Annotated in this window: 15 protein-coding genes; 8 read left to right on the top strand and 7 right to left on the bottom strand. The window is 62.1% G+C overall.

Annotated features, from left to right (window positions below):
* Positions 1–7 precede the first annotated feature (7 nt).
* The 4 genes from USDA257_RS04570 to USDA257_RS37580 all read left to right on the top strand — a co-directional run bounded on the left by USDA257_RS04570 (position 8) and on the right by USDA257_RS37580 (position 2,197).
* A complete protein-coding gene (locus tag USDA257_RS04570; protein WP_014761714.1) occupies positions 8–571 on the top strand; it encodes a cupin domain-containing protein in 564 nt (187 codons plus the stop codon).
* Positions 572–573: 2 nt separating this feature from the next.
* Positions 574–1,110 (top strand): GNAT family N-acetyltransferase, encoded by a 537-nt coding sequence (locus USDA257_RS04565; protein ID WP_014761713.1) that lies wholly within the window; start codon positions 574–576, stop codon positions 1,108–1,110.
* 329 nt (positions 1,111–1,439) lie between these two features.
* Positions 1,440–1,790, top strand: coding sequence for a hypothetical protein (locus USDA257_RS04560; protein WP_014761712.1), 351 nt, complete (start codon positions 1,440–1,442; stop codon positions 1,788–1,790).
* Between the two features lie 173 nt (positions 1,791–1,963).
* Positions 1,964–2,197: a molybdopterin cofactor-binding domain-containing protein gene (locus USDA257_RS37580; protein ID WP_014761711.1), complete on the top strand. Its 234-nt coding sequence runs from the start codon at positions 1,964–1,966 to the stop codon at positions 2,195–2,197.
* Positions 2,198–2,461: 264 nt separating this feature from the next.
* Here the strand turns inward: USDA257_RS37580 and USDA257_RS04550 are convergent, their stop codons facing one another.
* The 7 genes from USDA257_RS04550 to USDA257_RS04520 all read right to left on the bottom strand — a co-directional run bounded on the left by USDA257_RS04550 (position 2,462) and on the right by USDA257_RS04520 (position 8,913).
* Positions 2,462–3,082 (bottom strand): riboflavin synthase, encoded by a 621-nt coding sequence (locus USDA257_RS04550; RefSeq protein WP_014761710.1) that lies wholly within the window; start codon positions 3,080–3,082, stop codon positions 2,462–2,464.
* Positions 3,067–4,170 carry a bifunctional diaminohydroxyphosphoribosylaminopyrimidine deaminase/5-amino-6-(5-phosphoribosylamino)uracil reductase RibD gene (ribD, locus tag USDA257_RS04545; RefSeq protein ID WP_014761709.1) on the bottom strand — a complete coding sequence of 368 codons (1,104 nt, stop codon included), beginning with the start codon at positions 4,168–4,170 and terminating at the stop codon, positions 3,067–3,069. The genes USDA257_RS04550 and ribD overlap by 16 nt, the downstream gene beginning before the upstream one ends.
* A gap of 21 nt (positions 4,171–4,191) precedes the next feature.
* Complete coding sequence (nrdR, locus tag USDA257_RS04540; protein ID WP_012707532.1) at positions 4,192–4,665, bottom strand: transcriptional regulator NrdR; 474 nt, start codon at positions 4,663–4,665, stop codon at positions 4,192–4,194.
* A gap of 12 nt (positions 4,666–4,677) precedes the next feature.
* A complete protein-coding gene (gene glyA / locus USDA257_RS04535) occupies positions 4,678–5,973 on the bottom strand; it encodes a serine hydroxymethyltransferase (protein WP_014761708.1) in 1,296 nt (431 codons plus the stop codon).
* A 182-nt stretch (positions 5,974–6,155) separates the two neighbouring features.
* Positions 6,156–7,484 (bottom strand): L,D-transpeptidase family protein, encoded by a 1,329-nt coding sequence (locus tag USDA257_RS04530; protein ID WP_014761706.1) that lies wholly within the window; start codon positions 7,482–7,484, stop codon positions 6,156–6,158.
* A 348-nt stretch (positions 7,485–7,832) separates the two neighbouring features.
* A complete protein-coding gene (gene ldtR, locus USDA257_RS04525; RefSeq protein WP_014761704.1) occupies positions 7,833–8,345 on the bottom strand; it encodes a transcriptional regulator LdtR in 513 nt (170 codons plus the stop codon).
* A gap of 130 nt (positions 8,346–8,475) precedes the next feature.
* Positions 8,476–8,913 carry a DUF6163 family protein gene (locus USDA257_RS04520; RefSeq protein ID WP_014761703.1) on the bottom strand — a complete coding sequence of 146 codons (438 nt, stop codon included), beginning with the start codon at positions 8,911–8,913 and terminating at the stop codon, positions 8,476–8,478.
* Positions 8,914–9,097: 184 nt separating this feature from the next.
* On the opposite strand from USDA257_RS04520, the gene hemB reads away from it, so the two are divergent.
* From hemB to USDA257_RS04500, 4 genes are all read left to right on the top strand, one after another.
* Positions 9,098–10,111 carry a porphobilinogen synthase gene (gene hemB, locus USDA257_RS04515; protein WP_014761702.1) on the top strand — a complete coding sequence of 338 codons (1,014 nt, stop codon included), beginning with the start codon at positions 9,098–9,100 and terminating at the stop codon, positions 10,109–10,111.
* Positions 10,112–10,188: 77 nt separating this feature from the next.
* Positions 10,189–10,653 carry an RDD family protein gene (locus tag USDA257_RS04510; RefSeq protein WP_014761701.1) on the top strand — a complete coding sequence of 155 codons (465 nt, stop codon included), beginning with the start codon at positions 10,189–10,191 and terminating at the stop codon, positions 10,651–10,653.
* 185 nt (positions 10,654–10,838) lie between these two features.
* Positions 10,839–11,618, top strand: coding sequence for an arginyltransferase (locus tag USDA257_RS04505; protein ID WP_014761700.1), 780 nt, complete (start codon positions 10,839–10,841; stop codon positions 11,616–11,618).
* 3 nt (positions 11,619–11,621) lie between these two features.
* Positions 11,622–12,533, top strand: a complete 912-nt coding sequence (locus USDA257_RS04500; protein WP_014761699.1) for a DMT family transporter — start codon at positions 11,622–11,624, stop codon at positions 12,531–12,533.
* Positions 12,534–12,539 lie beyond the last annotated feature (6 nt).

Genomic DNA, 12,539 nt, shown 5'->3' with positions numbered 1-12,539 from the left:
GAAAGCCATGACGGAAATCCGCAAACCGATCGTCAGTCTCGACCAGCTCGGCCTCGACCACTGGCGCCGCGGCTCGTTCTTCGAATCGCGCGACGCCTCGTTCGGTGCGCTTCTCGGCCTGAAAGACCTCGGCATCAGCTATGGCGAGGTGCCGCCGGGCAAATCCGGCTGCCCCTTTCACAACCACCATGTCGAGGAGGAATTGTTCATCATTCTCGAGGGAGAGGGCACATACCGCTTCGGCGGCGAACGCTATGCCGTCGGGCCCGGCGACGTGCTCGGCGCACCGGCTGGCGGTCCTGAAACGGCGCATCACCTGATCAACACAGGAACGTTGCCGCTCAAGTATCTGTCGATATCGACCATGGCCTCGACCGAGATTTGCGAATATCCGGACTCCGGCAAGTTCCTGGCCAGAACCCGGCGGTCCGACACGCGCGAGGCTTCGTTCGACTTTATCGGCCGGCCTCAATCGGCAACCGACTATTGGGATGGTGAGCCGGGCTGCGCTCAGGACCTAACTTCACCTTCTCCATCAGCCAAACCGGCCCCATCAGCCAAACCGGAGTGAAAATGCATCGTGTGCCCGTAATCGAGACCGAGCGGCTTCTCTTGCGCCCCTATCGGCGCGACGATTTTCCCTGCTACAGCGCACTCTTCGCGGACGGGGAAGTGACGCGTCACGTGGGTGGCGTGCCCTACACGCGCGAACAGTCCTGGACGCGGTTCTTGCGCCAGGTGGGGATGTGGCACTATTTCGGCTTCGGCTTCTTTGCGATCCAGGAGAAGGACGGCGGTGCGTTCATCGGCGAGGCCGGATTCCATGATCCCCACCGCGAGATCACACCATCGCTCGAGGGAACGATGGAGATGGGCTGGGCACTTTCGCCGAAGTGCCATGGCCGCGGCTTTGCGACGGAGGCGGTCTCCGCCGCACTCGCCTGGGGCGATCGCGAGTTTCCCGCCCTTAGAAAGACCTGCATCATCGAACCCGGCAATGAGGCTTCGATCCGGGTCGCGCTCAAGTATGGTTTTAGGGAATTCCGGCGCACGACCTATCACGGTAGACCGATGCTCATGTTCGAACGCCGGTCGACGGGCGCAGTCTGAGCCAAGGCCAGGCTCCGGCGTCCATTTTGCCGGGCTTGTTGGCATCCGCGAACATGAACGATTTTTAACTATTTTTCAGGAACTTACGCCTCGGAAATGGCCACATTCCGGCCCAGTTTCGTAACCGTTGGCACGGCGCGACACCGGAAGCAACGGGGAAACGCCACCCCAACCAGTCGAAACAATCCAGCGCCACTTGCTGCGGATGACCCCACCCGCAAACGGTCCGTGCTGGCCAAAGCGGAGCCGCGCGACCGGCTCAGCAATCGCAACGAGTCATGCGTTCGATTGCCTGCCCGGGCCGCAACCGCGAGCAAAGGAGCATGACAATGAACCGCATCGCGACTTTTTCCGTCATCGCCGCCCTCTCCACACTGAGCTTCGGCGGCATCACCTATGCCACGGACGCCAAGATGAACTGGCCGAGTCACATCGACCACACCGTTCGCGCCTTCAAGGGCGACAATGTCAGAGTCGTCGACGTCGACACGTTGAACCAGGAGAACCAGACCCGGATGTGGATCGATGAGGCAACGGCGGAACAACGCACCGCCCTGCTCGCAGCAGTCGATGCCAACAAGCCCTTGGCATCCAAGCTGAAGGCGCAACGTGTCGAGATGAACAACATCGCCGGCGCCGAGGAAGCCGCCGACGGTGGTTTGACAATCTACGTTCGCTGACCTCCTCGAAAGCAGTACCGGACGGGAAACCGCGCGGTTTCCCATCCCGCCTCAAGGCGGCGTCCCCGATCGGGGACGCCGCCCCGCATTTCGCCCACTGCAACTGCACCAAGCGCGTTTCAATAGCGCAATCGACAAAGTATAGTTCGCCTGCAGTTCGCGCTAGCGGCTACATGTATTCCTGCCCGAACGTGCGCACGCAGTACAGACTGCGGCAGCTCGAAATCGGTACGCCGAACCATATGCGCGGACCGGGCGAGGCGAGTGGCATCTTCGCGCTCGAATGCGCCTTGGATGAACTGTCCTACGCCCTCGGGCTCGATCCTGTCGAACTACGGCGGCGGAACGAACCCGAGATCGATGAGAGCGAGAACAAGCCCTTCTCCAGCCGCTCGCTGATGAAATGATAAGACCTCGCCGCCGAGCGCTTCGGTTGGTCGCATCGGGCTTCCGAACCGCGCTCCATGCGCGACGGTCGTCTCCTGATCGGCATGCGTGTGGCCTCGGCCACCTATCCGGCCTACCACGCGCCGTCCACGCGACCGGCAAGCGCGTGCGCACCCTGCCGATCCGAATAGAGGATGTACTGACCGCTTAGTTACCTTTCGCACCGACTGGAGAGGATCAAAATACCGCCATCCGCCGTCGAAACCCTTCGGCCGCCATCGACATCATTCTCCCTGGGAAACGGGAAACTCGGCGAGCCGGGCCGCATAGCGCGCCATGGTATCGACCTCGAAATTGACGTGGTCGCCGGCCCGGCGTTCACCCCAGGTGGTGACTTCGAGCGAATGGCGGATCAACAGCACGTCGAAGTCGGCGCCATCCACCCGGTTGACGGTCAGAGAAGTGCCGTCTAGCGCAACGGAACCCTTCGGCGCAACAAAGCGGGCGAGATGTTCCGGCGCGCGGAGCCGGAAGCGCACCGCATCGCCTTCCGGGTCGACGGCGAGAATTTCCGCCTGGCCGTCCACATGGCCGGAAACGATGTGGCCGCCGAGCTCGTCGCCGATCTTCAGCGAACGCTCGAGATTGATGCGCGTGCCCTCTTGCCAGCCGGAAACGGTCGTCAGCCTCAACGCCTCTTCCCAGGCCTCGACTTCGAACCAGCGCTCGTTGCTGCCAGCCTCCGGCAGGCCCGTTACGGTCAGGCACACCCCGGCATGGGCGATCGAGGCTCCCATGTCGATCGTCTTCGGATCATAGCTGGTGGCGACGCGAAGCTTGATGCCTTCCCGGAGCGCCGTGACCTTCTCCACGGTGCCGATATCGGTGATTATGCCTGTGAACATCCGGTATCTCTTTCGTAATCGTCGAAAATATCATCGCCGTAACGGGCCGTACGCTTGAGCGAAAACCCGGCGGGTACGGTCGTCCGACCAAATGGGGATCGGATGCCGTCTGCGCCAATAGTCGCCGGCCCGTTGTACAGCAGAATTCGATCGACCAGCCCCGCATCGAGAAACTGGCGCGCCGCCCGCGCGCCGCCTTCGACCAGAAGCGAGGAAATGCCGCGCGAGGCCAGTGCCGTCAAAAGATCGGCAACGGTATCGGCATTCAACACTTCGACGCCGGCTTCTTCCAGCGCGCTGCGCCTCGCTGTTGCGGCCCGATCGAGCACCGAATCTGCGACGGCGATCAATGGGACCGCACCGGCCGAGCGGACGAGCTTCGATTCGACCGTCAAGTCTAGACGTCGATCAAGGACGATACGGATTGGCGAACGCGCTTCAAGCCCAGGTAACCGAACGGTGAGTTCCGGATCGTCGGCATTTGCCGTACCGGCCCCGACGAGGATGGCATCCGTCTCGGCACGCAGCACCTGGACCTGGGCGCGCGAGACCGCACCGGTGATCCTCAGCTGCCCTTCACCCTTTCGTCCGATCATGCCGTCGGCCGAGACGGCGAGCTTGAGGGTGACATGCGGCCGCTTCATCCGCTGGCGCATAAGATAAGCTTCCAGCACCCTCTCGCCCTCGTCGCGAAGGACACCGATGTCGACTCCGATGCCGGCGTCGCGGAGCATCACGACCCCGCGACCGGCCACGCGCTCGTCTGGGTCCAGAAGGCAAACGACGACGCGGGCGACGCCCGAGGCGATAAGCGCGTCGGCACAGGGCGGCGTCTTGCCATGATGCGAACAGGGTTCGAGGGTGACATAGACGGTCGCCCCCCTCGCCTTCTCACCTGCGTCGGCAAGAGCCTGCGATTCCGCATGCGGGCGTCCGCTTGGCGCCGTCACCGCTCGGCCGACAATCGTTCCGTCCTTGACGACAAGACAGCCGACGGAGGGATTGGTGGAGGTCAGACCGAGATTGCGGCGGGCGAGGCGCAATGCCGCCGCCATGAATCTCTCGTCCTCACGCGTCGGCCCGCCCATGCGCTCCTCCGCTAACTAGAGCTATTCGCTGGGATCGCGCGCGATCTTGGCGCTGATCTCGGCAATGACCTTCTCGAAATCCTCGGCGTGGGAAAAATCCCGATAGACGGAGGCGTATCGCACGAAGGCGACATCGTCGAGGCTCTTCAGGGCCTCAAGCACCTGTAGGCCGATTTCCTCCGAGGGAATCTCCGTCTCGCCGGAGCTTTCCAGGCGGCGGACGATACCAGACACCGCCCGCTCGATACGGTCACGATCGACCGGGCGCTTGCGCAGGGCGATCTCGAAGGAGCGCAAGAGCTTGTCCCGGTCGAAGGGCACCTTCCGACCGGTCTTCTTGATAATCATCAGCTCACGCAACTGCACCCGCTCGAAGGTCGTGAAGCGGCCGCCGCAATCAGGGCAGATGCGGCGGCGGCGAATGGCATTCCCGTCCTCAGCCGGACGGGAATCCTTCACTTGACTGTCTTCGGAACTGCAATAGGGGCAGCGCATGCAACCTTCCGATCACATGTAGCCGTACATCGGGAAACGGTCGGTGAGCTTCACCACCTTTTCGCGAACGGCGGTTTCGACGGCCGCATTGCCCTCGTCGGAGTTGGCCGCCTTCAGACCATCGAGCACCTCGACGATCAGCTCGCCGATTTCCTTGAATTCCGCCTCCTTGAAGCCGCGCGTCGTGCCGGCCGGTGCGCCGAGGCGAACACCGGAGGTGACGAAAGGCTTTTCCGGATCGAAGGGAATGCCGTTCTTGTTGCAGGTGATGTAGGCGCGGCCAAGCGCCGCCTCCGCGCGCTTGCCGGTGGCGTACTTCTTGCGCAGATCGACCAGCATCAGGTGGTTGTCGGTGCCGCCGGAAACGATGTCGAGGCCGTTGGCCTTCAGCGTTTCGGCAAGGGTGCGGGCATTCTTGACGATCTGGGCCGCATAGTCCTTGAAAGAGGGCTGCAACGCCTCGCCAAACGCAACGGCTTTGGCAGCGATCACATGCATCAGCGGACCGCCCTGGAGGCCTGGGAAGACTGCCGAATTGATCTTCTTGGCGATATCCTCGTCATTGGTGAGGATCATACCGCCACGGGGGCCGCGCAGCGACTTGTGCGTCGTGGTCGTCGCGACATGGCAATGCGGGAACGGCGACGGATGCTGGCCACCGGCGACAAGGCCGGCAATGTGGGCCATATCGACCATGAGCCAGGCGCCGACTTCATCGGCGATCTCACGGAAACGCTTCCAGTCCCAGATGCGCGAATAGGCGGTGCCGCCGGCGATGATCAGCTTGGGCTTGTGCTTGCGGGCCTTCTCGACGACATCGTCCATGTCGAGCAGGTGATCGTCTTCGCGCACACCGTAGGAAACGACGTTGAACCACTTGCCCGACATGTTCACCGGGGAGCCGTGGGTCAGGTGGCCGCCGGAATTGAGGTCGAGGCCCATGAAGGTATCGCCCGGCTGCAGGAGCGCCAGGAACACCGCCTGGTTCATCTGCGAACCGGAGTTCGGCTGCACGTTGGCGAAATTGACGCCGAAGAGCTTCTTGGCACGGTCGATCGCCAGTTCCTCGGCGATGTCGACATATTGGCAGCCGCCGTAATAGCGCTTGCCCGGGTAACCCTCGGCATATTTGTTAGTCATGATCGAGCCCTGGGCTTCGAGCACGGCACGGGACACGATGTTCTCGGAGGCGATCAGCTCGATCTCATGGCGCTGGCGACCCAGCTCCTTCTCGATCGCACCGAAGATTTCCGGATCGCTGTCGGCGAGAGAGCGGGTGAAGAAGGCGTCATTGGTCTGTGCAAGCATCGCGCGAGGCTCCTCTCAAGGGTGGCTGTTCTTTAGCTTCCTCGCACGCCGAGAGCAATATCCGCTGTGCGGTTTGCGCCATTTCCACCATCCGCCGCGCCCATATATCGCGGCCGAGTAGACATGAAAAAGCCGCGCATCCTGGAATACGCGGCCTTGATCGAAAAATACGGCACTTTTGCTTATTGCGGCAAGGCGTCGGCGTCGATGGGGCCGGGCGATTGCTCGACTCCGGTCGTCGTCTGCAGGGCCAGTTCCGCGGCGCCGTCGCGCTGATAAATATCGTCGCGGAACTGGACGACGCGATCCTTCGCCGACCAGGCGGTGACGTAGGTGAAATAGACCGGCACCTCTTCGGCAAGCTTGATCGGCGTGTTGACGCCCGTCTTGATGGTCGCCTCGATCTGCTGGCGCGACCAGCCGGGCGTCTCCTTGAGCAGCCAGTTCGAGAGGTCGCGGACGTTCTGCACGCGCACACAGCCCGACGATTCGAAGCGCATCAGCTTGTTGAACAGGCCTTGCTGCGGCGTGTCGTGCATGTAGACCGCATGCTCATTGTGGAAGTTGATCTTCGTCGAGGACATGGCGTTGATCTTGCCGGGATCCTGCCGGAACATCAGATTCGGCGCCTTTTCGGCATTCCAGTCGACCGTTTCAGGCGACACTTCGTTGCCGCTTCCGTCGAAGAGGCGGATGGCGTTGCGCTCGAGATAGGTCGGGTCCTTGCGCATCAGCGGCATGATGTCCTTCTGGACGATCGAGCGCGGCGCGGTCCAGTAGGGATTGAGGATGACCTCGTAGATCTTCGAATTGAGGATCGGCGACTGGCGGTCGATCTTGCCGACGACAGCGGCATGACGCAACACGACGCGGCCGTTCTCTACCGCCTCGATATAGGCGGCGGGAATGTTGACCATGACATAGCGGCGGCCGAGATCGCCCGACATCGACTGAAGCCGCACAAGGTTGGTCTCGAGTTGGGCCAGCCGCGTCGCGGCGTCGACGTTCAGTGCCTTGAACGTATATTCGCCGATCACGCCGTCCGCCGGCAGACCGTGGCGGGCCTGGAAGCGCTTGATCGCGCCGTCGACGTAGGAATCGAAGGAAGAGGAAATACCGGCGGACCGCGGCAGGTCGCCGGAGACCATCAGGCGCTGACGCAGCTGCTGGACGGAGGGATCGGTGACGCCAAGCTCGAGCCTTACACCGGTCTGCGGAACCTGGGGCCAGCCGCCGCCGGCGACGATCTGCTGGTAATCGAAGATTGCCTGCTGCACATGGCTGATCGTCTGAGGGCCGAAAACCGGTGTATTGGAAAGAACTGCTGTCGCGGTGCGCGAGGCCTTGGCATCGAACTGGTCATCCCAGGAGCCGCGACGCGGCGAATTGATGAGTTCGCCCAGTGCGTCCTGGGCACTGGCGGCGCCTGCCCATGCGGCGGCACCGAGCGTTGCGGCCGAGCGCAGAAACGCGCGGCGCGAGAAAGCATCAATTCCGTTCTTTTTCGACATAGTCCCACCATCAAATGCGCCAATACGCGCGCTGCCCGAGCCCTAGCACAAACGTGGTTAACAAAGGTAAACCCGCGTGCCCACCCGGCTCTCAAGTTGCTTTCACGATCGTGCGAGCGAGAGCCAATCGGCAGGCGGGCCACGAAACGAATCGCCGCCACAGACGCAATTGCGCACCTGCCGCATGGTAGCGTCGCTGTCATAGTAATATGGCCAATTCGTGTCTCGGCCTACCCGGGCGGATAGAGCGGCGAGGGCTTGGACGACAACTCGATGGAGAAAACCAGCAAAGGTCGGACACGCAGGGATTGCGCCCGACCCTTGAGGCTGGAGATGCGTACGCCTTACTTAGAGGCGATACATGATGCTGTCGTTCCAGAAGCGGTCTAGGCGCTGCAGGAGCTTGTTCATCTGGGTGAACTCATCCGAACCGATGCCGCCGACCTTATGGATCGAGCCGACATGGCGCTCGTAGAGCTTGGCGACGGTCTCGGCAATCTCCTGGCCTTCTTCCGTCAGACTGATGCGGACCGAACGACGGTCGATGCGGGAGCGCTGATGGTTGATGAGGCCAAGATCGACGAGCTTCTTGACGTTGTAGGAGACGTTCGAACCGAGATAGTAGCCGCGGGAGCGAAGTTCGCCGGCGGTCAGTTCTGAATTGCCGATGTTGAAGAGCAGCAGCGCCTGAACGGCGTTGACATCGCTGCGGCCCTGCCGGTCGAATTCGTCCTTGATGACGTCGAGCAGACGGCGATGCAGACGCTCGACAAGGTGAAGGGATTCCATATAGAGACCACGGATCGTCTCTTCCTGCGGGTCCCGGGGAGCAGCTACCTGCGGCTTCATCTTCGTGTTCATTTTCGTGCCTCACTGTTTCGTTTGGCGGTGTTTCTTTGTCTTCCCGCCTTGAGTGAGACCCTATCGAATACGTATAAAATTCTACTTAAACCGCAGCCTTAACATGTACTTACTATCCGTCGACACTGTCTCAGGGTGAATCAACTCTTACCTGCCGCGCCTGGCGCAGGCGCTGCCAGAAGATCGCCGCACGGAAAAGTACGAAGGTGACGGCGACCGATCCATGGAGCACGAGGAGCAGCGGACGGGCACCGAGCATGCCCGGATAGAACTCGACCATGGCGACTTCGATCGCGGCCGCAAGCACCCAGACAACCGGCCCCCAGGAGACGAGCAACCAGAGCCCAATGGCGGCGACCGGATAGAGGACGGCGAGCGCCGTTGCCGCAGCGCGCCACTCCGCTGCCAGCAGATCGAAACGCCCGGCGCCGCCGTGGGAAAAACCGATCAGCATCGCCCAGTAATTCAGCGCGAACCAGAAGCAGGAGGCCGAGACCAGGCGCAGGAACCAGCCGAACAGCACTTCGGTGAGCGATGGCTTCGGCACATGAGCAGAATCGTGAAGCATGGCCGGCAAGATAGGCCGAGTGCCGGCAATCCACCAGCCGCAAATCAAGAGCACGCGCCCGAGCCGCTGCGCGCGGAGAGGAAATGCCGCAGCCCCTCATCGCGTGATGCGGTTTTCAATCTGCCGAGGCGCGTGATAAACCGCCTTTGACCGACGCAGATGAAGGAAGAAGGACGCGGGCGCGATGAACGACAGCACAAATCTTGTGGACAGGATCACCGGGCACCGTCGCATGCGCCGCAACCGCAAGGCGGACTGGACACGCCGCTTGGTGCAGGAGAACCGGCTCGCCGTGGACGACCTGATCTGGCCGATCTTCATCGTGCCGGGCAAAGGCATCGCTCAGCCTATCGAAGCAATGCCCGGCGTCAACCGCATGAGCATCGACAGGGCCGTCGAGGCGGTCAAGGAGGCGGCCGACCTCGGCATTCCCGCCGTCGCCACCTTCCCGAATATCGAGATGGCGCTCCGCGACCAGACCGGCTCGAACAGCCTTGCCGCCGACAATCTCATCAACCAGGCGACGCAAGCGATCAAAAAAGCCGTTCCGAATATCGGCGTCATTACCGACGTGGCGCTTGACCCCTTCACCAGCCACGGCCATGACGGCATCCTGCGCGATGGCGAGATCGTCAACGACGAGACGGTGGAAGCGGTGGCGCGCGCCGCAGTCGTCCAGGCGGATGCCGGCTCCGACATCATTGCGCCTTCCGAGATGATGGACGGGCGGATCGGCGCGATCCGCGAGGCGCTCGATGCCAGCGGCCACCATAATGTCGGCATCATGTCCTATGCGACGAAGTTCGCCTCCGCCTTCTACGGCCCCTATCGCGAGGCGATCGGCACCGGCGGGCTGCTGAAGGGCGACAAGAAGACCTACTATATAGATCCGGCCAACGGCACCGAAGCGATCCGCGACGCCGCGCTCGACGTCGAGGAAGGCGCCGACATGCTGATGGTGAAACCGGGCCTGCCGTATCTCGACATCTGCTGGCGGATGAAGGAAGCCTTCGGCCTGCCGGTCTTCGCCTATCAGGTCTCGGGCGAATACACGCAGATCAAGGCGGCGGCCGCCAACGGCTGGATCGACGGCGAGCGCGTCATGCTCGAGACGCTGCTCTCCTTCAAGCGAGCCGGCTGCGACGGCATCCTCAGCTATTTCGCCGTCGAGGTGGCTAAGATCCTGGCGAAGCGGTGAGCGGCCGGTTCGCGCGAGAGACGCATTGTTTTGACGAATTCGGTCCCCATATGTGATCGAAACGACGCGAGGCTGACATGAGCATGCACAACCAAGAACTCCGACTTCCGAGCCAGGACTGGCGCGCTTACCAGGGTGTTCTGTCGCGCCGGGTGTTTGCCTTCATTATCGACTACCTGATCGTCGCGCTCCTGTGGATTCCGGCTGCGGTCGTCGTGTTCTTTCTCGGCATCCTGACGCTCGGCCTCGGATTCTTCCTCTATCCCGTGCTCTTCGCTCTCGTGGCGATGCTGTATTTCGGACTGACGGTCGGCGGCCGCGAGCAGGCGTCGCCCGGGATGAGGATCATGGGTGTGGCGATCGCCCGGACGGATGGCCGGCCCATGGATTTCCTGACGGCAATCGTCCACCTGGCGATCTTCTGGATCGCCAATGCGCTGTTGACTCCGCTCATCTTGCTGATCGGACTGTTCACGGATCGCGGCAGGCTGCTGCACGACCTTCTGATCGGTACCGTCACCGTCCGGCGCGACATGTATTGACGGCGCCCGGCCCGTCGAAAACGACTGTGCCGCGGCCCGGATGAACCCGGGTCAAACCGGAAGCATCTCCAGACGAAGAATTGCCGGCACTTTGCTCGCTCCTTGCGGAACGAGTGTGTTGACGTTTTTATTTCTTCGGCCATCCTATTGCAGAGTAACTTCGCGAAGAGTGACCCCCACGCTCGATGAACACGCAGACCACATCGTCTCCGCAATTCTACCTGACCGCACCGGCAGCCTGTCCGTACCTGCCGAACGAGATGGAACGGAAGGTCTTCACCCACATGGTGGGCGAGCGCGCTCCCGAGTTGAACGATCTTCTGACCCAGGGCGGTTTCCGCCGTTCGCAGAACATTGCCTATCGCCCGGCCTGCGAGACCTGTCGCGCCTGCATCTCGGTGCGTATCCTGACCAATGAATTCTTGCCCACCCGTTCGATGCGCCGCGTGCTCGCGGCCAACGAGGACGTGGTCTCCACCGAATACCCGGCCGAACCATCGAGCGAGCAGTACAACCTCTTCCGCCGCTATCTGGATTGCCGGCACCAGAGGGGGGGCATGTCGGACATGTCAGTGCTCGACTACGCAATGATGGTCGAGGACACCCATGTACACACGAAAATCATCGAATACCGCTTGAGGGCCGAGGGCGACGGCATCAGCGAAAAGGCCAAAGGCCCCTTGATCGCCACGGCACTCACCGACCGGATGTGCGACGGGCTGTCTATGGTCTATTCCTTCTTCGATCCGGGCCTTGCAAACCGGTCCCTCGGCACCTTCATGATCCTCGACCATATCCGCCGTGCAAAGGAACGCGGCCTGCCGCACGTCTATCTCGGCTACTGGGTCAAGGGATCGCGCAAAATGGGGTACAAAACAAAGTTTTTGCCGCAGGAGCACCTTATGGCCCGCGGTTGGGAGCGTTATGCTGGCGGGGAAGATTCTCCTGAAACCGCCACGGATTGACGATTGACCCCCTCCTCTGACGCCGCCCGGCATCGGCGCGGCCTTGCCATCACCGGCCTCGGCGGCCTTGCGCTTTCCTTCGACATCCCGCTGATCCGTTCGGCAGACGGCGAAGTCTGGTCGATTCTCGCCGTGCGCAGCCTGTCGACCTTTGCGGTGGCGATCGCCGCCTGGTTCTTTATCAATCGCGTGCTGGGCCGCCAGATTGCGCTGATCCCCGGCAAGGCCGGGCTGATCGCCGGCCTCTTTTACGGCATCAATTCCTTCACCTTCCTGCTCGCGGTGTTCAACACCTCGACAGCAAACGTCGTTTTCATCCTCGCCTTCACCTCGATGTTCGCGGCAATTCTCTCCTGGATCTTCCTGAAGGAGCGCCCCTCCAACGCCACGCTGCTGACGATGGCGATCATGCTTCTCGGCGTCGGGGTGATCGTCCAGGACGGGCTCGAAAGCGGGAACCTGTTTGGCGACGCGATGGCCGCCTGCTCCGCTTTCCTGCTGGCGAGCGCCATCGCCATCAGCCGCGCCAGCGGACGGGACATGGCGCTGGTGCCGCTAACGACTGCGATCTTTCCAGCCCTGGCGGCGCTCACGCTTTTGCCGGCGAGCGGCATCGCCATTGCCGCACCGGGCTATATTCTCTTCAATGGGCTGGTGATGATCCCTGTCGCCTTCTTTTGCCTGGCGACGGGCCCGCGTTATCTCTCGGCACCGGAAGTGGGGATGTTCTACCTGCTCGAGACGATTCTGGCACCGATCTGGGTGTGGATGGTCTTTTCCGAGACGCCCACTTTCCAGACGCTCGTCGGCGGCACGATCCTCATCATCGCCCTGCTTGGTCATTCGCTGTGGCAGATGCGCAGCAAGGCGGCAAAGGCGCAGCTACCCTGTGCCGAATTGCCATTTACCGGTTGACGGCCG

It is taken from the genome of Sinorhizobium fredii USDA 257 (genome assembly GCF_000265205.3).
Lineage (GTDB): Bacteria > Pseudomonadota > Alphaproteobacteria > Rhizobiales > Rhizobiaceae > Sinorhizobium > Sinorhizobium fredii_B.
Note: the sequence above shows the minus strand (reverse complement) of the source record. Positions and strands in the feature narration are given on the sequence as shown.